Origin of the sequence: Chryseolinea sp. H1M3-3 (assembly GCF_029360725.1) — a bacterium.
Lineage (GTDB): Bacteria > Bacteroidota > Bacteroidia > Cytophagales > Cyclobacteriaceae > Chryseolinea.
This window is the reverse complement of sequence record NZ_JARKMY010000018.1, coordinates 675168-698058: the sequence shown is the minus strand read 5'-3', so window position 1 is coordinate 698058 and position 22891 is coordinate 675168. Positions and strand designations below refer to the sequence as shown.

The 22891-nt window shown below is 42.3% G+C and carries 18 protein-coding genes; 11 read left to right on the top strand and 7 right to left on the bottom strand.

The annotated features are described in order from the left end of the window. The first annotated feature begins 155 nt into the window (after positions 1–155). Positions 156–1403 carry a DUF6786 family protein gene (locus P2W71_RS26965; RefSeq protein WP_276374557.1) on the top strand — a complete coding sequence of 416 codons (1248 nt, stop codon included), beginning with the start codon at positions 156–158 and terminating at the stop codon, positions 1401–1403. 272 nt (positions 1404–1675) lie between these two features. Then, positions 1676–2794, top strand: a complete 1119-nt coding sequence (locus P2W71_RS26960; protein ID WP_276374556.1) for a hybrid sensor histidine kinase/response regulator — start codon at positions 1676–1678, stop codon at positions 2792–2794. A 9-nt stretch (positions 2795–2803) separates the two neighbouring features. On the opposite strand, the gene P2W71_RS26955 is transcribed toward P2W71_RS26960, so the two are convergent. From P2W71_RS26955 to P2W71_RS26930, 6 genes are all read right to left on the bottom strand, one after another. Continuing rightward, positions 2804–3466 (bottom strand): response regulator transcription factor, encoded by a 663-nt coding sequence (locus tag P2W71_RS26955; RefSeq protein ID WP_276374555.1) that lies wholly within the window; start codon positions 3464–3466, stop codon positions 2804–2806. A gap of 4 nt (positions 3467–3470) precedes the next feature. Beyond that, positions 3471–4973 carry a PAS domain-containing sensor histidine kinase gene (locus P2W71_RS26950; protein ID WP_276374554.1) on the bottom strand — a complete coding sequence of 501 codons (1503 nt, stop codon included), beginning with the start codon at positions 4971–4973 and terminating at the stop codon, positions 3471–3473. A 184-nt stretch (positions 4974–5157) separates the two neighbouring features. Continuing rightward, complete coding sequence (locus P2W71_RS26945) at positions 5158–6990, bottom strand: PAS domain S-box protein (protein WP_276374552.1); 1833 nt, start codon at positions 6988–6990, stop codon at positions 5158–5160. A 10-nt stretch (positions 6991–7000) separates the two neighbouring features. Then, entirely contained in the window at positions 7001–7576 is a 576-nt protein-coding gene (locus P2W71_RS26940; RefSeq protein WP_276374551.1) for a YfiR family protein, read from the bottom strand. Positions 7577–7699: 123 nt separating this feature from the next. Continuing rightward, positions 7700–9628: a TonB-dependent receptor gene (locus P2W71_RS26935; protein WP_276374550.1), complete on the bottom strand. Its 1929-nt coding sequence runs from the start codon at positions 9626–9628 to the stop codon at positions 7700–7702. Positions 9629–9677: 49 nt separating this feature from the next. Beyond that, positions 9678–10112, bottom strand: coding sequence for a response regulator (locus P2W71_RS26930; RefSeq protein WP_276374549.1), 435 nt, complete (start codon positions 10110–10112; stop codon positions 9678–9680). A 255-nt stretch (positions 10113–10367) separates the two neighbouring features. Here P2W71_RS26930 and P2W71_RS26925 point away from each other — a divergent pair, with 255 nt between their 5' ends. Beyond that, positions 10368–13388 (top strand): sensor histidine kinase, encoded by a 3021-nt coding sequence (locus P2W71_RS26925; RefSeq protein ID WP_276374548.1) that lies wholly within the window; start codon positions 10368–10370, stop codon positions 13386–13388. Between the two features lie 74 nt (positions 13389–13462). Next, positions 13463–14101 (top strand): response regulator transcription factor, encoded by a 639-nt coding sequence (locus P2W71_RS26920; protein WP_276374547.1) that lies wholly within the window; start codon positions 13463–13465, stop codon positions 14099–14101. Here the strand turns inward: P2W71_RS26920 and P2W71_RS26915 are convergent, their stop codons facing one another. Beyond that, positions 14102–15205 carry a formylglycine-generating enzyme family protein gene (locus tag P2W71_RS26915; RefSeq protein ID WP_276374546.1) on the bottom strand — a complete coding sequence of 368 codons (1104 nt, stop codon included), beginning with the start codon at positions 15203–15205 and terminating at the stop codon, positions 14102–14104. Positions 15206–15632: 427 nt separating this feature from the next. Here P2W71_RS26915 and P2W71_RS26910 point away from each other — a divergent pair, with 427 nt between their 5' ends. The 7 genes from P2W71_RS26910 (at position 15633) to P2W71_RS26880 (ending at position 22887) form a co-directional block, all read left to right on the top strand. Beyond that, positions 15633–16727, top strand: a complete 1095-nt coding sequence (locus tag P2W71_RS26910; protein ID WP_276374545.1) for a cellulase family glycosylhydrolase — start codon at positions 15633–15635, stop codon at positions 16725–16727. 223 nt (positions 16728–16950) lie between these two features. Continuing rightward, a complete protein-coding gene (locus tag P2W71_RS26905) occupies positions 16951–17934 on the top strand; it encodes an NAD(P)H-quinone oxidoreductase (RefSeq protein ID WP_276374544.1) in 984 nt (327 codons plus the stop codon). 109 nt (positions 17935–18043) lie between these two features. Then, positions 18044–18493: a hypothetical protein gene (locus P2W71_RS26900; RefSeq protein ID WP_276374543.1), complete on the top strand. Its 450-nt coding sequence runs from the start codon at positions 18044–18046 to the stop codon at positions 18491–18493. A gap of 78 nt (positions 18494–18571) precedes the next feature. Further along, positions 18572–19498: a J domain-containing protein gene (locus tag P2W71_RS26895; protein ID WP_276374542.1), complete on the top strand. Its 927-nt coding sequence runs from the start codon at positions 18572–18574 to the stop codon at positions 19496–19498. A 6-nt stretch (positions 19499–19504) separates the two neighbouring features. After that, positions 19505–19801 (top strand): thioredoxin, encoded by a 297-nt coding sequence (gene trxA / locus P2W71_RS26890; RefSeq protein WP_276374541.1) that lies wholly within the window; start codon positions 19505–19507, stop codon positions 19799–19801. Positions 19802–20004: 203 nt separating this feature from the next. After that, complete coding sequence (locus P2W71_RS26885; protein ID WP_276374540.1) at positions 20005–20415, top strand: hypothetical protein; 411 nt, start codon at positions 20005–20007, stop codon at positions 20413–20415. Between the two features lie 60 nt (positions 20416–20475). Then, positions 20476–22887 carry a TonB-dependent receptor gene (locus P2W71_RS26880; RefSeq protein ID WP_276374539.1) on the top strand — a complete coding sequence of 804 codons (2412 nt, stop codon included), beginning with the start codon at positions 20476–20478 and terminating at the stop codon, positions 22885–22887. Positions 22888–22891 lie beyond the last annotated feature (4 nt).

Here is a 22891-nt window from a genome sequence, read left to right as displayed (position 1 = left end):
CATCTCTGAGCTATGCGCCCGTCTTGCCCATGCGCGGTTCACGTCTGTGTGAACACGCATTTAGAGCACCACCGTTTAATCCAACACAACTCATCATTTTTTGACAATGAAATTGTAACCGTTAACTTGGAATACTTCTCAATAATTTATTCCTTATGAAAATACTTTTTTTTCCAATTGCATTAATCGCAATCCTGTTGGGATGCACTCAAAAAATGAGCACTGTCACAGAGAATCAGGCTTCAGCCGATAGCACGAAAAAGATATCCACGTTCCAGGAGGATGTAGAATTTTTAAAAAAATACATTGACGTAATTGTCCTGCAGGACGCTTCGGGAAATGGGAAATTAGCAGTATCCGCAGCGTTGCAAGGACGCGCGATGACCAGTACGTCAGAAGGCAATGACGGGTTAAGTTATGGCTGGATCAATAAAGAATTATTTATCTCAGGGGATACATCCGAACATATGAACGCCTATGGAGGTGAAGATCGGATTTGGTTAGGTCCGGAAGGTGGACAATTCTCCATCTACTTTAATAAGGGTGCTGAATTTAATCTTGACAACTGGCACGTTCCCCGGGTCATCGATCTTGATACGTATACCGTTGCTTCATCAACGCAAAACGAGGCTGTGTTTACAAAAGAAGCAGAACTCCGAAATTACACGGGCAGGATTTTTAACATCGGCATAAAACGTACGGTGAAAATTATCGAGAAGCAAAATGCGTTGAACAGACTTGGACTTGATTCCGCAACGGATGTTTCACTGGTGGCATTTGAGTCAATTAATGAACTGATAAACATTGGATCAGAACCGTGGACGAAGGAATCGGGCCTGTTATCAATTTGGATACTAGGAATGTTTAACCCGTCTCCTGCAGCCACAATCATCGTGCCCTATCAAGGAAAAGAAACAATGTTGAGAAACATAGTGAATGATACATACTTTGGACAAGTTCCTGATGACAGATTAAAGCTTGTTGGAAAAGCTGTATTATTTAAAGCAGATGGAGCCTACCGGAGCAAGATTGGCCTTACTCCCGAGAACGCACCTCAGTGGTTAGGGAGTTATGACGCTGATAACAATATCTTAACAGTAGTAAAATATACGAAGCCGACTAACGCAACAGCGTATGTAAATTCGTTGTGGGAAATACAAAAAGAACCGTACAGGGGAGACGCTGTAAATGCATACAACGATGGGCCTCCTGCGCCCGGTGCTAAGCCGTTAGGACCGTTTTATGAACTGGAGACGTCATCACCAGCTGCCGCGTTAAAGCCTGAAGAATCGGTTATACACGTGCATACTACTTTTCACATCAAAGGATTACGCCAGCAGCTAGACCCTATCGTGCAGAAACTTTTTAATATTTCAATTGACGAAATCAACGGTGCTTTTTAAATTACAATAGCAGAAATCGGTTTCTCCGTAAAAAAAAATAAGTTAATCCTTTCAGCGGATGGATGTACCGTTGAAGAGTCGATTATGTACTACGAAAAAACGGTTACCATGAGTTTAAAATTTTATATAAATAAGTTGACTTTAAAGGTTGATTGTTCGACTTTTTCAGTAGAATTAGGTATAGATCAAAGTTCAAAAATCTTAATATTGATGACCTGAGATCTTTATAAACGTTGGCTTAGACGTATCGCTCCACTTTAAAGGAAAAGGTTATGAATAATAAACTTAAAATTTTGATGTTGGAAGATGAGCGAGACGATGCTGAACTTATTGGCCGGTCGATGATCAAATCCGGTATGTCCTTCGAAAGCAGACGGGTGGATACAAAAGAAGATTTCGCGGAGGCCATTAAAAGTTTTAGTCCAGATGTTATTCTCTCGGATCATTCCTTGCCTCAGTTTAATTCTTTAGAGGCGTTAAAGATATGTAAACAAAAAGGCTTATCCATTCCTTTCATCCTTGTCACAGGTACGGTATCGGAAGAATTTGCCGTAACATGTTTGAAAGAAGGCGCAGATGATTACTTATTAAAATCCAATCTCGTGCGATTGCCGTTGGCTATCCAAAATGCACTAAAGCAAAAAGAACTTCAGGAACAGCGAAAAAAAGCCGAAGCCGAGTTGCGTGTTCAAAATGAGGAGTTGGTGAAGGTCAACCAGGAAATGGACAGCTTTATCTACAGTGTTTCTCACAATCTTCGTGCACCGTTAATGTCAGTGCTGGGACTGGTGGACTTAGCAAGCCGCGAGGATATGGACAGGGGAAGTTACTTTCAGGAATATTTTTCCATGATGAATCATAGCATTGCAAAGCTGGATGATACGCTAAAGGAAATTTTAGATTACTCAAGAAATTCAAGACAACAAATTGTTTATCAGAAAATTGATTTCAGAGGGATTGTCGAAAACAGCCTGGAAAGGCTGAAATACCTCGAAGGTTTTGAGATCATGCAGAATAACATCACCATCAAAGCCGATGGTGCATTTTACTCTGATGAGTATAGACTTACCGTTATCATGAATAATCTGATTTCGAATGCCATCAACTACAAGGACTTAAGTAAGGAAAAGTGCATTTTAAACATCAGTGTTCTGATTACAAAAGAGAAAGCGATAGTATCCGTTGAGGATAATGGAATAGGTATTCCGGAGGAGTTTAAATCCCGAATATTTAATATGTTTTTTAGAGGCACTGTAAAAAGCAAGGGAGCCGGACTCGGCTTGTATATAGTTAAAGAAACAATCAGCAAGCTAAACGGTAGAATAGCCATTCATTCAACTTATGGCAAAGGTTCACGCGTAGAGATGGAATTACCCAATCATATTGCGTAGGCCAACCCCTTAGTCAAGCGATATGATGTTATTCGATATCGCATACTTCACCAGTTCCGAAGTGTTTCGTAACCCTAATTTTTCAAGAATTTTTGTCTTGTGCGTTTCAACAGTCTTCACACTGATAAAGAGACCTTCAGCCACTTCTTTATTTGTTTTTCCGGATGCAGCCCAACATAAAACTTCATACTCTCGATTCGTCAGTTCGTTCGGCAATTTTTTTACATTGGGTTTTGCTTTTTCCTGCGTATAAAAATCTTCAAAAACCAATTTCATAATTGCGTCATTAAAATATTTGTTGCCGCTATACACACTCCTGATCGCTTCAATCAGCGTTTCACTTGTAATATCTTTGGGAAGGTAACCGTCCACACCGGATTTTATTCCTGCCGACACGTACTCTTTACTAACTTCCTTTGTTACTAATAATACTTTGATGGCTGGATCAAATTCTTTTATCCATCGGGTGGCTTCGATACCGTTCATTCCGCCCATTAGAATATCCATGAGAATAACATCGGGCCTGTTTTTTCTTGATTCATTAATGGCTTCTTCACCCGACGATACAGAGCCCGCAATGGTGATATCTGGTAACTTTTGCAACATCGATGATAATCCGTCACGAATTAACTTATGATCATCGACCAATAACACTTTAATTTTTTCTGACATGATGTTACAAAGTTTTATAAGGTATTACCACTGTAAATGTAGTTCCTTTTTGCACTTCACTTTCAACCTTAAGAGACCCGCCAAGCAATTCTACTGACTTTTTTGTGATCGATAAGCCGAGACCGGTTCCGGGAATGGACGATACGCCTTTACCACGTAAAAAGGGCTCAAATACTTTCTCCATCTCTTCAGGAGGTATACCAATACCTTCGTCCCGAACGGAGATCCTAAGCTTATTCCCCATCCCCGTGATCGACACATAAACGCGTTCACGGTGGGGCGAAAATTTAATGGCGTTCGTCAGGAGATTGGAAATGATACTTCGAAGCAATTTTTCGTCGGTTTCAATGTCCAGTGGGGTATCATAAAATTCGACCAGGATTTTATGGGTATTCTTTGTTGAATAACCGGCTTCTTCAGCGATTTTGTTAATGAAGTCGGCCAGGTTGACCGTTGAAAGGATAAGACTGATTTTCCCCGCATCACTTTTCCCATAGGTCAGCACGTCATCCAATAAAGAAACCATGTGCTCTACCTGCGTCACAATGTTGTCAAGCTTTTGATGTCGCTCAGGCTCGTCGATCCTATGACTGTATTGTTTTAAAAAATTCGCGGCAAATTGAATGGAAGATAATGGCGTCCGAAATTCGTGCGAGGCAATCGAAACAAATCGAGACTTCATTTCTACCAGTTCTTTTTCTTTTTGCAATGCGAAGCGCAACTCTACAGTACGCTCCTCTATCTTGTCTTCCAAAGATCGCTTATATTCAACCAACTCGGTTATGTCCTGCCCTACAAAGGTTATTCCAACGGCCTGGCCAGTGGTCGTGAGCTGCGGAGTGGCACTCAGCAAACAAGTTAAGGTTCGACCATTTTTTGTCTTCATTTTTGTTTCGTAATTGGAGATCGGCTCCATCGCCAGGGTCCGGGTAATTACGTCATTAAATCCATGGCGGGAGCTCTCATGAAGAACCACTTCTGTCAGCCTCTTGGCATACACCTCATTTCTTTCGAAGCCGGTAATAATTGAACAGTGATCGTTCCAATTTGTTATATATCCCCGGCTATCGGTGCCTATAATCAAAGCATTGGCTTTCTTGATTAAATTTTCGACGTTAGCCGCTTGTGCGCGAATTTTTTTTTCAAAAATTTTAGCGGCCGTAATATCCCGTGCCAATACACTGATGTAGGAGAGGTCTTCCTGCTCACCAAATACGGGAATATAATTCACTTCCAGGTGCATCGTAAGGCCATTCAATTGGGTATACTCCGCCCACGACTTTATGGATTGCTTTTTGGTAGCCAGGTCGTTAAAAATCTGATTTACGATTTTTTTACGGTCCTTACTGACATAGGAAAGTAGATTTTCTCCCAGCTTAAGCGTTTTATCGGTTAATGTGCTAAGCGTGTGAGCGGCCTCATTGTTAAAAAACAACAATTTGCCCTCGCGATTAGTGATAATAACGGATTGATCGATGTTATCTAATATGGAATCAAGAATGTCCATCTAACTATTTAACTTCATTCGTTTAATAATACTACTGCCTGGTTCAATTCCCTGAGGAATTCCACGCGCAGTTTGTCAACATGCACACTATTGCATGACGTTGTGTGTGATCTAGGTAGATGGGCTCATTAAAATTAGGGCATTTAGAAAAAAAATCCAAAAGTTCGCATTAGCCTGCAAATAACTATTCAACGTATTGTTGTAATGAGAAATAAAATGTTGCGCCGACATTCGGCTCCGCCTCAGCCCAAACCTTGCCACCATGCCTGAGTACAATACGCTGAACGATCGCAAGGCCAACACCAGTGCCTTCGAATTCTTTTTGTGAATGAAGCCGCTGGAAAACCCCGAAAAGCTTATCATAATAAAGCATGTCGAACCCAGCGCCGTTATCCCGGACATAGTAAACTTGGTAATCACCTTCTTCATTAGCGCCGATTTCAATAGTCGCGTGGGGTTTGTGCCGGGTGTACTTAACCGCATTCGAGATGAGATTCACCCAAACTTGCCGGATGGTGACGGTGTCAACAAAAGCAAAGGGCAATTCATGAATAGTGAATTCAATCGATCGGTCGGTTTCCGATCGCTTTTGTTCCTCACAGATACTCTTCACCATTTGCGTCATCGAAGTTTGTGTTTTTACAAGCTCCTTACGTCCCAACTGTGAGAACGCAAGCAAATCGTCGATCAGCCGACCCATCTTTTGGGTGTTACTCATGATGATGTTCGTTAGCCTTTTTGCCTCGTCATCAAATTTGTTTGCATACTCTTCTGCAAATATGTTTACATATCCATGAATCGCGCGTAATGGTGCCCGCAGATCGTGCGAAACGGAATACGAGAACGACTCTAACTCTTTATTCACAAGTTCTAATTCCTTGGTTCGGTCCGCCACCATTTGCTCAAGTTTTTGACTGAACAGTTTAATTTCTTCTTCAGCACGCTTGCGTTCGGTGATGTCTGTAATAAAGCCACAAAACGTAACAACATCATTTGTTTTAAGCCGGCTTACCGCCAATTCGATAGAGAATTCACTTCCATTCCGGTGCAATGCTACAATCTCAATCAGTCGGTTAAAAACTGAACCACGTCCAGTGGCCAAAAAATGTTTAAGCCCCGACCGGTGTGCCTCACGCAGGTTATGCGGAATGATTGTATCTGCAAGGTCCCGGTTGAGCGCTTCATGCCTCTTCCAGCCAAACATTTTTTCGGCCCGCTCATTCCAGTCGATGATCACACCATGAACATCCATAACAATAACAGCGGTGATGGACGAATCCAGCACGGCACGAAGGCGCTCTTCACTTTCGCTTAGATCTACCGTTTGCTTTTCTATGCGCGTAAGCATTTGATTAAAGGCATCCGTTAACAAGCCAAGTTCGTCATCGCTAACCTTTTTTGCGCGGACGGAATAGTCCTGTTGACTAGAAATGATTTTCGCTGTTTCAACGAGCGCAAGTATCGGCTTAGAAACACGCTGTTGAAGTCCCTTTGAAAGTATGTAAGTAATGATAAATGCGCCGGCAATAATCAATAGAACGATGAGGCTATAGAATTCGAAACGATCATACAAGGCTTGTATGTTCGACCTGATGTATAACGTACCAAGCCTTTGATTCGCCTGAATGACAGGCTGAAAACCTATGACATTAGATTTTTCAAACCGGTAGCCCACATTCTCCGGAGTAGAGGGAAATGCAGTGTCGGGTAGATCCGGCGGGTATTTGGAAAAGAGGACCCCACTTTTATCATATAAACACGCTGCCTCAATCTGCTTTTCAGCTTTTAATGCAGACAAGACTTCATTCGCATCTGCGGGATCATTAAACGCTATAGCTGCTGTACTGTTGGCAGAAATAATTTCACCCAAAGTGGAAAGTTGACGCAACGTTGTTTGCCGGAAGGTGATAAACTCATAAGCAAAAAAAGCAATGCAAGTCAGCAAGGTTACCGCTCCACAGGAGATCATGATAACATTGATCAGTTTTCGCTGAATGGGACTTTCCTTTTCCTTCATGAAATTACTTTCATTCAACTATTTCAGACAAGCGCAAAAGTTTGGAGCTGATTGTAATACCCGTGGTTTTGACGGTGTTCAGATTTATCTCAAGTTTTATTTTACTTCTTTCATTTATGAAACGGACCATTCCTCCTTGTTTTGTGAAATCTTTAGCATCGCTCACAGTAAGAATATCCTTACCCTTCAATTCATTTAAAATGTTATCCAGCCTGGGCGTGAGGCTCGCATGGATAAATAGTATGTGACAATTCTTAATCTCCTTCGCGCTGCCGTAGCGTTGTATTACCAGTGAATGACCATTGATGATTTCGTCCTTTACTGTTTCCTCGATGTAGGATCCAAATGGATCCTTTCCTAAAATACCGATCACGATCGGGCTGGCTGGCGATTCGAAAACGTCGGACGGCCATACAACAAACTGTGCGAAATTGAAAAGATATACTGCCTTCACTTCATGTTCGGCAGCGGCAATCTTTTTTTGAGGAGGTGTCAATGCGGTTGATAAAAACAGCAATAAAAAAATCGCGACAACATTGGCACCTGTCGTCAACCCTTTCCAACAATATTCCTTTGCCAGCCGCATGTTCCTTATTTCATTGCTTATCAAAATTCCAAGACATTTATTTTATCTGATTTTTGCCCGCCAATTGACCCAAAATTAAAGCAAAGTTACATAAACCATTCTTATCCAGGCATGGTCTTATCACTAGAAGCGACACACAATCTTTCCATAAATGCCACGCTGCATGTTTCTTGGTGTTGGCGAAGCAGGAATGAATTCCAAATGTTCTTCGTCAAGTATATTTTGTCCTACAACATTAAACTCGAGCATATCATTCGGCCGCCAGGCCAGTCGCACATCAAGCCCCCAATAACCAGCTACCCTGGGCTCAGGTAATTCTTTTATATGGCGAACAACAAATCCCAGTTCTGTCTTTCCCGGCAGGTCCATCATGGATTGAATCAAAAACTGGTGCTCCGGATCGTTACTTTCTACCCTTCCTCCATTTAGATCTCTGCTGTCTGGTTTGATTGTTAATTCTTTTTTTAGAAATGTATATCCTCCTCGAAGTTGCCACCAGGCCAATGGTTGATAGCTCCCCATAAATTCCACACCATACGTGTTTCCTTCAACACCGTTGGATATTGTTATTGGAAGATTTAATGGCGGCGGACCTGGTTCAGCAGTCCTTAGATTATCATAAATATTGTAAAATGTTGCAAGCGAAAGCGTGAATGATGTTTCATATTGCATACGCCATCCAAGTTCGTAAGCGAGGACTTCTTCAGATTTGAAATCCTTATTACCCTGCAGAAAGGGGACGCCAGGTGCTGCATTTAATAAAAAATCGGTGTCAATGCGGGAAGGATTTCTAACGGCCCGCGAAACTGCGGCCCACAGCGTTTGACTTTTCGTCAGCGAGAATGCCAGTCTCGAACTTGGCTGAAATTGCCATTTAGTGTAAGAATTGTGTTCAAGTTTAGCGCCTATCGTAAGGTCTAGGCGTTCAGGAACAATGTTAATCTTATCCTGAATAAAAATGTTGTAGACGTGCAGGTTTCTTTCGCCAGGCTCGAACCTCAATAGGTCCAGATTTCTAAAACGGTCTGCCATAAGCCGGTAGCCAAACCCCCAAGTGATTTCCTGGCGTTTGCCAAGTCGAAAATGATGGTAAGCATCAACATCATACGTTTTCAGTCGTTGGGCAAAGCCATTTCTAAAATCGCGCCACGTATGATCATAATATATTTGAATTTTGAAATCCGATCCGTTGGAAAAAGAGTGCGTCCATCTTGCCAGTGCATTTTGGCCGCTCGCCCTGATATCGGAAACGCCATCTGGATTTGGTCGGTCATCATAAAGATTCCCCTGTACTTTAAGCTGGTCTTTTTCGCCTTCCCAGTCCAGCTGAAACCCGCTCTGCGCCATTGTCCACTCGTCGTTTGCATCATCGCCTTCTAAAGTGGCGGTGCTTCCTTTTTTATAGGCCATCGTGTAAAGACGGTAGTAAACATTTTTGGAAAGTTTACCCCCGTAACGAAGGGCTCCATAACCACGCAACTCAGTGCCTACGCCTGCTTCTGCCAATAGACCCTGCGTATCTTGCGCATTTTTCGTTACAATGTTAATTATACCATTCACTGCGTTTGCTCCCCAAAGCGTTCCACCAGGCCCGCTAACGACCTCTATTCGTTCCACATCTTCCAGCATGATATTTTGAACATCCCAAAAAACGCCCGCATACATCGGCGTATATACGGTCCGACCATCGATCATAACAAGTAATTTGTTAGCAAGCACATTATTAAAACCCCTTGCACTGATTGCCCACTGGCTTGCGTTAACTTGTGCTACTTGTAAATTGGAAGCGAGCCTCAACGCTTCTGGTATACTCGTCGCTCCCGACCGACGGATATCTTCGCCTGTAATCACTTGAATAGCAGAAGCTACCTCTGCTAGTTTCTCCGGACGTTTGGAGACAGACATTACTTCGACATCCATTAGTTCCTCGATGCTCAGCTTTTTTAGCTTCACAGCAGCAGACGCAGTGGTGTTATTGTGATCCTGAGCGTAAATGCCCATGGGCAGGATTATGAAGCAGAATATGATATAAAAAAATCTTTTCATTTCCATAACGGTGTTGTTTTGATCTATCCTGATGATTGTCTTCAGAAAAAAATCGTTATATCTTATTAATAACCAGCCAATACATGCCTAAGTCGGAGATGATCTTTGCGAAGTTGTTAAATTCAACTGGCTTAACGATATAGCTATTGGCGCCCAGCTCGTATGAGCGTTTTATGTCGGGATCTTCAGCTGAAGACGTCAAAATTACAACGGGTATTGATTTTGTGTGTGATTCGGATTTAATCCGCATCAATACCTCTAGACCGTTTACCTTAGGCATTTTGAGGTCGAGTAGGATCACCTTCGGTATGTTATTGATATCACGACCTTCATACTTTCCTAGTCCCAATAGAAAATCAATAGCTTCCGCACCATCAATCAAATGAATGACATTATTTGCGAGGTGACTTTTTTTAAGCGCACGGATTGCAAGCTCCGCATCATCCGGGTTATCTTCTACAATAAGAATTTCAACTTCCTTTTCATTCATAGCATAATTGGGGTTAACACATCTTCGCTACATATATTAAATAAAACGAAGCCCATCAACGCCCTGGATAGGGTAAATTGATGGGCTCAATTATTATAAAACTATAGATAAAATTTTCGGAATGCAAAGAAATGATGTCGTATTTATACGGGCCGAAGAAATCACCTGGACGATAAAACAAAATAAATCAAACAGTGTTTGTCAAGGTTTATTTCCGAATGGATAGTAAATTGGGTGAAAATAATGATGCTCAACATGAAAATGATGTTGCGGGCAGTCGTTGCGCTACTCTTCCTTTTTCTTTTTACGAAAAACCAAAAAGGCTGGTGTCAATTACCCACCATAACTTTTGAACTAATCACTTCCAAAGAAGGATTGCCTAGTAATTCTGTGTTTTCCGCGACCCGCGATCAGTTGGGATTTATGTGGTTTGGCACCAGGCAATGCCCGCTTCGATACGATGGAGTTACCTTTAAAAGCTTTAATGACTATACTACCAATTTCGTGACTGGAATTGAGCCAGACGAAAGCAACAATATTTGGTTGTCATCCGATCGTAGTGGTGTTTCAAAAATCGATTTAAGCACCATGCGCATGGGGCGTGTACTTGGTGATTCAGACAAACATGTTGGAAGTACAGGCGATTTTTACATCGATGTCTATGACCAGGGATGGTTTAGTGATCATCATGGTGTGAACCGGCTTGATTTGAAAACCGGAAAGCGTAAACATTACCCATTTCGCCAAACCAATTTTGTTTGGCTAAAAGGTGCTTTCGTGGAAGATCTTGATAGCAACCTTTGGGTTATTGGCAGAGACAATGGATTATTCCGCTATGATCGTCAACGGGACACGTTAATCTGTGTATTAGGTGCAGATAGTCCGGCCGGACAGTTAAAGGATATGCTGATGTCGAAAGCGACGCGGGATCAGGATGGATTTTTATGGATTGGTACATACAACTTAGGATTGATAAAATTCGATCCGCGTACACATGCTTTCGAGCTATTTGAAACCGGGCGAATGGCAAATAAGATCCTTGCCGTAGAAGAAGGATTGGACGAAAATGGAAAACGCATACTCTGGGTTGGCGACAGCCACGGTCTTGGAATATTCAGGCCAGAGCAAAAAAGATTTTTCTTCTTTCCAGATATTCTCCCAAAATCTTACGAAGTCAATTTTATATACAGGGACCAAGATGGAATTGTTTGGGTTTGTACATCGGATGGAATAATAAAGTATCACCCCCTGAGCAATGTGATTCAGGTAATCACAATCCCCCAAAATATTTTGCCGCAGGCGCTTACCGTGAACGTTGTCCACCAGGATAACCGACCAGGATTTGAGCATATTTTTTATCTTGGTATGTCGAATAATGTTTTACTTCGATGGGACAGACAGAAGAATTCCTTTTCCAAAATTGTTTATCCGAGCGCGGCGGCGGAAACCCGGTGGATTGAGCAGCGAAAGGATGGCACGCTTTGGATCGGCACGAACCGATGGGACTATCAACGACCCGGGATTTTCGTTTATCATTTATTGTCCGGAAAATTTTTGAACCCGCCGTTAGCCAGGATAACAGATCAGTTTTTTTCCGTTCCTTTTTTCATGTACGGGCGCTTTCAAGATAGCAAGTTGTGGGTGGGCAATTCAGACGAGGGAATCCATGCTGTTGATGAGACTTCGCAACAGGAGATTACCCCTTGGACAAAAGAAGTCATGCGAAACGTTGTACAGAATAACAATCTCATCAATGACATGATGATTGATACGAAGGGCCGGCTTTGGATTGGTTGTTATAAAGGTGTTTATTACTATGATGATGTACGAAAGGAGTTTGTTCGTGCTGATCCGGAAACCTTACCTGCAGGAGTCGATGATCCAACAGTTAATACCTTACTCGAGGATCACAACGGCAACGTATGGGCGGCCCGTTGGGGAAGTATTACAATGATGCCTGAGGTAGGAAAAATCAGCAAGGTTGTTAATGCAAAAGATGGATTCAGTGACCGCGAGATAAAGGGACTTGTTGAGGATTTTCAAGGGAATCTATGGGTCGGGAATCATGAAGGTTTGTATTGCATTAACACCACCAATGACAGACTGATTCGGTTTACCATGAATGATGGTCTGCTAAGCAACAATACCACCGGCAGAGTCTATATCACGCATAATAAACGTGAGCTGCTGGTGGGGCATATTCAAGGTTTTAATCTCGTGAAGGTCGGTGATGTTCTGAAACGCCTCGATCCACCTCCGCTGGTCGTTAATAGTTTTAAAATTCATCACACGGAGTATTTGGCAAATCCTTCGGAATCTATTCGCTTGCAGCCTTCGCAAGACGTGTTTAGCATTGATTTTATAGCACTTAATTATCGGAAACAAGATGACAACCAATATGCTTATTATCTGGAAGGGTTTGAAAAAGATTGGAATTATATCGGATCAAAGCACGTCGCGAATTATACAAATCTCAACCCCGGCGAATACATCCTTCACATGAAAGCTGGTGATGCTTTAGGGAACTGGAACGAAGATACACTCGATTTGAAAATTGAGGTCCTCCCTGCATTTTATCAAACGGTTTGGTTTAAAATTCTAATCAGTTTGTTTATTGCCGGTGTGCTTTATGCATTTTATCAATATCGTATTAATCAACTACTGCACCTGCAAAGGGTTAGAAATCGGATTTCTGCAGACCTCCACGATGAATTAGGATCAACACTCAGTGGGATCAGCATTATGGGGTCGCTCGCAAAGAAAGAACTGCCTGTGCAGCATGCATCAAGCGCTCTGGTGGATCGTATCATGGACGACGTGCGGCAGATCAGTGGTTCTTTAGATGACATAGTGTGGAATATCAGTCCAAAAAATGATTCGCTTTCCAGCTTAATTGCACGCATGACGCGTTATGCATCGGAGCTCTTTGAGGCTAAACAGATCGCGTTCAAATTTGATATTCCCGAACGATTGGACGATGTTAAATTATCGATGGAACAAAGGCGAAATATTTACTTGATTTTTAAGGAGGCTGTTAACAATCTGGTAAAATATTCTAAATGCACGGAAGCGTTTGTCGGTATTTGTATGGATAGAAGGAAAATTTTATTGACCGTTGAAGACAATGGCGTGGGCTTTGATCCAACAGCGACAACAGATCGCAATGGAATTCGAAATTTGAAAGAGCGCGCCAAGAGTTTAAACGGCGTTATAGATATTAAATCAGGTAGCGGCAAGGGCACATCCATTAAACTGGAATTTCCTGTAGCCAGGTGACCCTAATGGGGTATTGATGAAGCGTAGACTAATGATTTCCTTGTAAACGTAACGAGGCCCCTTTAAATATTTTTATGGAACCTATTCGAGTATCGATTTATGAAGACAACACAAAGCTGAGGGATCTGCTGGAATTGCTGATTGGACATACAGATGGATTTTGTATCTCTGGTTCTTACCCCGACTGTAGCCACGTTACTGAAGATGTAAAAAAGGATAGGCCCAATGTTGTTATCATGGATATCGACATGCCTGGGCGCAGTGGAATTGTAGGCGTTCAACTGATAAAGGAAGTTGATGTCAGCATTCGTGTGGTTATGCACACGGTTTTTGATGATGATGACAGATTGTTTACATGCCTCACAAAGGGTGCTGATGGCTATTTATTAAAAAAAGATTCTTGGGCCCATCTTGTAAATGCCATACGGGAAGTACATGAGGGCGGTGCACCAATGTCTCCTGGAATTGCCAAGCGGGTGTTGCAGGCATTTCGTGAATCTAAGCAACCATCGAAGAACGATTATCATATTACTGATCGCGAACAACAGGTGCTGGAATTATTGGCTCGGGGATTTTCTTATCGGATGATTGGAATTGAATTTTCGATTTCACCGGAAACAGTAAAACGTCATTTGAAAAATATTTACCAAAAGCTACATGTTCAATGCGGCCCTGAAGCAGTAGCCAAAGCGATACGGGAGAAAATCATTTAATCAATTAGCAACACAGCGAAAGCCTGTATGCTCCAAACTGGTATCGGCGGATGTTTTCATTCTGGCGGACACACGATAGCCTGAACAATAAGAGGAATGACAAAGAAATGACCCACCCCGAACTACACGCTTCGGAACAGTTGGTTCATCAGGATCGTAACCCGTTTCTGGCCCCTGAGGATTTATTGCTGTACTGGCTGAAAGTTGGCCATAATAGTCGGGTCGGTACCAATCAGAACACCACTCCCAGACATTTCCTGCCATATCATATAGTCCGAAGTTATTTGGAGCAAAGCTCTTCGTTGGGGCGAGTCCCTCGAATTTATCCCAACCTGTGTCAACATTAGGAAACTGTCCTTGCCACGTATTGGCTTTTGGTGATCCTTGTTCTGCGTCTTCAGCACCCCAAAAGAAAGGCTGATTTGTTACGCCGCCGCGAGCTGCATATTCCCATTCTGCTTCCGTTGGTAACCGCTTGCCTGCCCATGCAGCGTATGCGTTTGCATCATCCCAGGAGACGTGTACGACAGGATAATTTTCTTTTCCTTTAATACTGCTGCCAGTACCTCGTGGATGTCTCCAGTTAGCGCCTTTTTTCCATTGCCACCATTCATTTACTTCATGTAAAGAAACATGACGGGCAGGTGAAACAAAAACAATGGATGAAGCCACCAGGAGGCTATCCGCAGGCTTGGGCGTACCAGGAGGCAATTGTTTTTTTAGTTCTTCCCAATCGGGCACCTTTTCAGCGGTTGTCACATATCCGGTTGCTTCAACAAATTTTGAAAATTGAGCGTTGGTTACTTCTGTGGCATCCATCCAAAATCCTTTTACCCTCACCTCGTGGGCGGGATACTCATCCCTGCGTCCATCGTTGTCAGATGCACCCATTGAAAATGTGCCCCCTTCAATCCATACCATGCCCTCATGGGAGGTTCCATTTTGTGTTGTTGGAATAGTTGTGGATGGTGGCGATGAAAAGCGTTTAGGCAAAGACTCCCCGCAACAGGTAATGCTGTCCATTGTTTGTTCACTTGCGCGTCCATCCCTGTCTTGTTTTTCCTTGCAGCTTGTTAAGAAGCAAGTTGAGAATATCAGGAGCATTAGTATTTTTTGTTTGCTTCTCACTTTATTGATTGTAAATATTTGATGGAGATGTTCTCAAATTTAAAAATTATACTACAAAATCGGCAGGATAATTTTCGAGGTTCAAAGCGGCAGCTTTTAATTAGCCTTAGTGATCGACCTGATGAGGCCAACAAAAACTGGCATAATTTACTCACCCAAAAAGGTTATTGATCGCCCTACCCGGAAATGGTTATTTTGTATCTGAAGCATAATCATAATTTAAATTCAGCTCAATGCAAACGCGGGTAAAGGAATTGTTAAATGTTTGTGAAACGAAAATCAATCGCCACGTTGCTTTTCTATTGCTCTATCTCGTCATACTTTTAACCACCTTTGTGTTAAGCTACTAAATATGTTCATTAATAAAACGATATGCAGTCCACGAGCTCTAATCTCAGTTTTTATGCTGGTTGTCGTATTGATCATGCTGTCCTGCAGTTCAGACGACACCCCCAATCCGGCAGCGTCGACTTTCAAGGTGGTGGGAACAAAACTAACTGACCCTTGTGGTGAGACAGTTATTCTGAAAGGTGTTAATAAAATGAGCGTGTTTGATGAGAATGATCCTTATGGAAGGAATTACTTTCCGGAAATTGCAAAAACAAATTCAAATTGTGTAAGAATTGTTTGGCAGGCAACCTATAGCAATGGAACGCCATCGTCATTAAATCAACTCGATTCTCTGATAAAAAATTGCATCAAACATCAAATGATTCCTATGGTGGAAATGCATGATGCAACCTGTAATTGGAATGCGTTAAATAATGTAGTCAATTATTGGACACAGCCTCAGGTGATTCAAATCGTGCAACGGTATGAACATGCGTTGCTGGTTAATATCGCGAATGAAGCAGGTGACGACAATGTCACACAACAACAATTTGTATCGGGATATCAATCGGCCATAACCACGTTGCGAAATGCCGGTATCCGTACTCCTTTAATTATAGATGCCAAAGGTTGTGGAAAGGATTTGGATGTGTTGGTACCCACAGCCGCTACGTTGATTGCCCACGATCCCGATCACAACGTTATGTTTTCTGTCCATCCTTATTGGTCAAAGCTTGACATTCAAACAGTGCAACCAACTTTTATTAAAGACCAGTTGAAAAAAGCCACGGATAATAATATCCCTCTTTTGTTGGGTGAATTATGTGGTTACGGCGGATGGCCCGGAGCTGGTCAGCCAAATACCGCTTCTTGCGAAGAGAAAGGTTCAATTGATTATCAAACTTTGTTGTCTGAAGCTTCTGCAAATAATATCGGGTATCTGGTTTGGGAGTGGGGTCCAGGCAATGGCTTTTACGAATATAATCCGCCTTATTTATGCCCGGGTATGGACATTACAACGGATGGTACATACCAATCTATTGTTAACATTGCTCCAGGTTCGACACCGAAGGGGTGGATTCGCGACGTCATGCTGGACAGCCCGTACAGTGTTAAAAACACAAGCGTTAAGTCTGGTTATATTTCGAACGGATTCAGGTGTCCATAAGAAAATTTTGTTTGGTTCATATGCTTTAGTTTAAGCTCACATCTGAAGCACTACGGTACATTATGGAAAGGAATTGTTTTCCAGGATGCTTGTTTGAAACTTTAAAGTTGTTGTGTTGATTTTTAAGTAGATATTTCAACACCGACCCGTCTGAGGAAGATCTTCCTTGTCATTATAAATCTTCAGCTAACTTTGCTCAAAATATCCAATCGTTAAGCTGCTAATGAAAGCTATCGTAATAACAGAGCCAGGTGGCCCTGAAGTTCTTCAGGTTAAAGAAAGACCGACGCCAGTTCCAGAGCAAGGCGAAGTGTTGATTAAAGTTATTGCTGCTGGAGTTAATCGTCCGGACGTTGCTCAACGCAAAGGACATTATCCGCCACCAAAAGGTGCATCGCCTGATATTCCAGGGTTGGAAGTTGCCGGCATTGTGGAAGCATTAGGAAAAGATTGCACGACTACGAAACCTGGTGACAAAGTTTGTGCGCTTGTAAGCGGAGGCGGTTACGCCGGCTATTGCACGGTTCCGGAAGGTCAATTACTCCCCATCCCGGATAATTTATCTTTCGAAGAGGCTGCTTCTTTGCCTGAAACTTTTTTTACGGTGTGGAGCAACGTTTTTGATCGCGGGCAACTTAAACCCGGACAAAAATTGCTAGTGCATGGTGGCTCCAGTGGAATTGGGGTCGCCGCTATCCAGCTCGCTAAAGCATGGGGTGCCACGGTTTATGTTACGGCCGGTACTGATGAAAAATGCTCTTATTGTGAGGAACTTGGCGCTGAAAGGGCCATTAATTACAAATCCCAAAGCTTTAAAGAAGAGATCAAACGCGTGACATCATCACAAGGTGTCGACGTTATTCTCGATATGATTGGGGGAGATTATACCCCAGATAACCTCGAGTGTCTTGCTGAAGAAGGAAGACTTGTGCTGATCAATGTAATGAGAGGCGATGAAACGAAGGTTAAACTGTCTATGGTCATGCGCAAACGTTTAACCATTACGGGATCAACCTTGCGGGCAAGAGACACAGCGTTTAAATCGTCCGTTGCAAAAAAGATAAAAGAACATGTATGGCCATGGTTAGAAGCAGGGGTGGTTAAACCGGTTGTATACAAAACATTTCCTTTGGAGAAAGCGGCAGACGCACATCGTCTGATGGAAAGCAGCACCCACATTGGCAAAATCGTATTGTTGGTAGGTTAGGATATTTTAACAATTTGCATTTCATTTATGTTAAAAGTAAATAGCTACGTGAGTGCCAAATGAACACCATGCCCCTCTCAACAAAAGGTTAATTTATCAGAATCGTGAAATGACGCCCATTCAACAACCTGAAATAGAAAATTTTTTTAATCGATACGAAACGCGTTTTAATGAAGCGCTTCGTGGTGGTGAACCTGACGTAGAGGAAACTGTAAATTCATTTGCCGAGTACTTTATTGAAGCGAGTCCCGCAGGTGTTGTTGCAGCAAAAAATGATGATCAATTCAAAGCTTCAGTAAGACAGGGCTGGACATTTTATAAACAGATCGGTATTCTGGCCATGGAAATATTATCTAAACAGATAAGTATTTTGGATGATATGCATGCGCTCGTTAAAATTCATTGGAACAGTGCTTTCGTCCGCAAGAATAACACTCACGGCGAGATTGATTTCGATGTTTTCTATCTGATACAGAAGAAAGATGAGCACCTTCGAATCTTTGCGTATATCACAGGCGATGAACAGCAGGCGCTGAAAGACGAAGGGCTTGTTCCTTAACCTCAAACTACTTTCTACGAGAACTAATCACTGGTTTTTTTCATTAATTAATATTAATTAGTGTAGCTTATAATTAATATGGATTACAAGGATTATTATAAAATTTTGGGGGTTGACAAAAAAGCCTCTCAGGATGAAATTAAAAAAGCATACCGAAAGCTCGCTGTTAAATATCACCCTGACAAGAACAAGGACAACAAAGTAGCGGAAGAAAAATTTAAACAGATTAACGAAGCGAATGAGGTTTTAAGTGACCCCGTTAAGAGAAAAAAATACGATGAGCTAGGAGAAAATTGGCGCCAATATGAGCATGCAGGTGCTGGGGGAAGACCACGCGGTTCGAGACCAGGAAATGGTCAGGACGGACCGTTTACGTTTGAAGGTGACTTCAGTGATATTTTTGGTCAGGAAGGAGGATCCGGGTTCTCTGATTTCTTCGAGCAGTTTTTCGGACGCGGTGCCGCAGGGGGAGGCAGACAAAGTAGGCAATCAGGGACTTTTAAAGGGCAGGATTACCAGACGGAGATGGAAATTACTTTGGAAGAAGCCTACCATGGCGCTAGCCGCCTAATACAGTTGGAGGATGAGAAACTTCGTATAACAACAAAGCCAGGAGCATACGACGACCAACGCCTGCGAATAAAGGGCAAAGGCGGGAAGGGAAGCAAGGGCAACCATGGTGATTTGTATGTGCGCATTCATGTGACACCTCATCCACGCTATGTACGAAAAGGAGATGACCTTTATGCCACCCATTCAATTGATTTGTTTACGGCTGTTTTAGGAGGATCCACTATCGTCGATACGTTGTCGGGCCAGGTAAAAGTGAAAATCGCGCCTGGCACACAAAGCGGTAAAACGATTCGAATAAAAGGAAAGGGGATGCCGGTGTATGGCGATGCGAACATATTCGGCGATTTATATGTTCAATTACAAATTCACATTCCCGAATCTTTGACGGACAAGCAACGGGAATTGTTTGAACAGCTTAAATCAACTTATTGAAATTATATGGAAAATTTCAACAAACTCATTAGTACCAGCACACCGGTGCTGGTAGATTTCTATGCCGATTGGTGTGGGCCTTGTAAAGCGATGGGGCCGGCTATACAAGAAGTTGGAAAGGAAGTGGAAGGAAAGGCCCGTGTTGTTAAAGTAAACATTGATAAGAATCAGGCCGCTGCGATGCAATACAACGTAAGGGCTGTACCTACTTTTATTATTTTCAAACAAGGCCAGCAGGTTTGGCGACATTCAGGTATGATCGATAAGAATACCCTGGAAAAACAACTGCTTGCTTTCGCATAAGGTGATGTTTTAATGGATAGGGCCATGTTGGAAAACGTGCAGCACTCACCTTATAATGCCATAAAACGGCACACGTTGTAATCTTGTTAAATTCCTTAGGAAAACGCCTGTTGTCTTTATAAATATAAAATTAATGCAATAGTGTTGCAAATAGGGATAAAGGTAACTTACTTTGGCGTGCCTGGAAAATGAACCCATACCGTATGTTTTTTAAGCATGAGAAAAAGGGTAAACATCTCAGCGAACGGATAAAACCGATTTTTGCTGCTGTTTTGCTTTTCTTATATGTATTAGGAAATGTTCAGGTAGAAAGCTTTCATCAGGCATTCCATTCACTGGAGAAGGCGCTGCATTCCACTGAACAGGAAAAAGATCCCTGTCACCGTGCGATTTATCATGAGGTTACAAAAGAAGGTTGTGACCATAAAACTCATTTAACTGCCCCAAAAAAATGCCCACTATGTCACGTGGTTCCCGTTAACGAGCAACACTTGGCGATTTACGAGTCTTTTGATGTGTTTACCCCATCTCTCGAAATCAAGGGATATTCACCGAGTGTTGACAAAGTTATTTTTTCAATCAAACTGCCTTCTCGAGCGCCTCCCATTTTTTAGAAATCCCGTTTCACATTTAAGCTGATAGTTTTATCAGTCAACTTCTATTTTATTCAATTGATGTTTTTAAGGTATATCACGCTGCTGATAGTAGCAGTCTTTTTTATAATCTCCTCCCCCGGGCAAGATTGCAACGGTACATTTACCGGCCGGGTGCTGGACGAAGCCAACCGCCCGTTGATTGGTGCAGCGATTGTTCTTGAGAACATCCAGACAGGAACTGTAACGAATGATTCAGGTGAGTTTGTATTTCTGAAGATATGCAGTGGCACCTATAAAGTTAACATTCAGTATCTGGGCTATAAGCCTTTCGAGTTTGAAATAAAAATCGAAGGCGCAGTATCTAAAGTCATTCATTTGACCGAGGATGTCCATCAGTTACAAACAGTTATAGTTGAAGATGAACTAATGCATACAGAGGAAGCGCATAATTTGGCAAAGCTAGATGCTAAACAATTGGCCGAGTCGGCAGGAAAATCGTTAGGGGAGTCCCTAAAAGACATTCCAGGTGTAAATTCAATTCAAACGGGGCCGGGAATTTTCAAGCCAGTAATTCACGGTGTACATAGCCAACGTGTGCTGATACTTAATCATGGTATCCGGCAAGAGGGACAGCAATGGGGAGCAGAACATGCGCCAGAAATTGACCCGTTTATCGCTTCTAATATTGTTATCATAAAGGATGCGTCCTCAATTAAATATGGGACAGATGCTTTGGGGGGTGTCATTGTGGTGAATCCAGCACCACTGCCGGAGAGCGGAGGAATCGGCGGAACATTCAATACCATTTTCCAAAGTAATGGAAGATCGGGAACAGCTTCCGGTATGATTGAAGGTGGCTTAAAAAAGCACGATGGCTGGGGCTGGCGTTTGCAAGGTACGGCGAAGCGCACGGGAGATTTTCAAACCTCTTCTTATGCACTGACAAATACTGCAATAAAAGAAATGGATTTTTCGGCAGCCCTCGGGTACCATAAAAATTCCCTGGGTATCGAAGGTTTTTTTAGTCACTTTCAGTCTGAAATTGGCATACTGAAGGGAACGTCGATTAGCAGTTTGGAAGATCTGGAAGCTGCGATGGAAAGAGACATTCCCCAATATACGGGAGATTTTAGCTATACCATCAGCGAACCTCGTCAGAAAGTAAGCCACAACCTTGCAAAGATTATTGCTCATGTAGGTACTGAACGCGGAGAATTAAATGTCCAGTATGGTTTTCAAAATAATAACCGCGCTGAATATGATATACGTAGAGGAGGGCTTTCTAATTTGCCATCGATTGATCTACAACTCAACACCCATACGCTCGAAGCAGAATGGGAAACATTGGCATCAAAGGGAAAGACGTTTTGTTTCGGTTTAACAGGAATGTTGCAAAACAACCGAAATATACCCGGCACACAACGGATCCCGTTCATTCCAAATTTTAACAGTGCATCGGGCGGCCTATTCGTAATAACAAAATTGAATTTCAACAAATGGACAATTGACGCGGGCATACGATACGACTATCGGAAGTATTCAGTTAATGGCTACGACTTTAAAAATTCGCTGTTTGACGCTGCGATCGATTTTAACAATGTAAGCGGAACGCTTGGGGCAACAGTTGAATTAAAAAGCAACCAGGCTTTGCACATGAATATAAGCAGCGCCTGGCGACCGCCGCATGTTGTGGAATTATACAGCTTGGGTACCCACCAAAGCGCGGCGGCCATTGAGTATGGATTGTTGCTAAATGATTCAACAAATGAAGTAATGAATATTCATGATGTGTCTTTCAAGAACGAGCAAGCTTTGAAGTGGGTAGCAACCTATCAAAAGAAGTGGACGAGTTTTCAGATGGAAGTAGGTCCATACGTAAATTACATTTTCAATTACATTTACCTTAGGCCAAAAGGTGTTACTCAAAATATTCGGGGCGTATATCCTTATTATAGGTACACACAAACCGACGCCTTGTTTCTGGGATTGGATGTGTCAGGTAGCTGGAAAGCTAGTCGATCGGTTACCGTAACGCCCAAGATTTCTCTTTTGCATGCATCCGATGTGAGCAATAACGATTACCTGGTATTTATTCCTTCTAATTGGTATGAACTGGCTATTCGTTATGATAGACCTGTCTTGGGTTCTTTTAAAAATTTCTACATCGAATCCAAGACTAAATATGTTAGCCGTCAACATCGTGCTCCTCGGGTTGTTACCGTAAAGGAGATTAATGATGCGCAGGAGAATGGAACAGATCCACTGGAAGGCAGTTCCGATAATTTTGATTTTATGAGATCGCCTGAAGGATATTTATTATGGAATGTTTCTACAGGGATTACGATTAAACGAGAAAAGACGCAATATGACTTCCGACTTGGATCGGAGAATCTTCTCAACGCGTCATACCGTGAATACACGAACAGATTTCGTTATTATGCAGATGATCTCGGACGAAATTTTATTTTATCTATTAAATGCATTTTCTAACAAA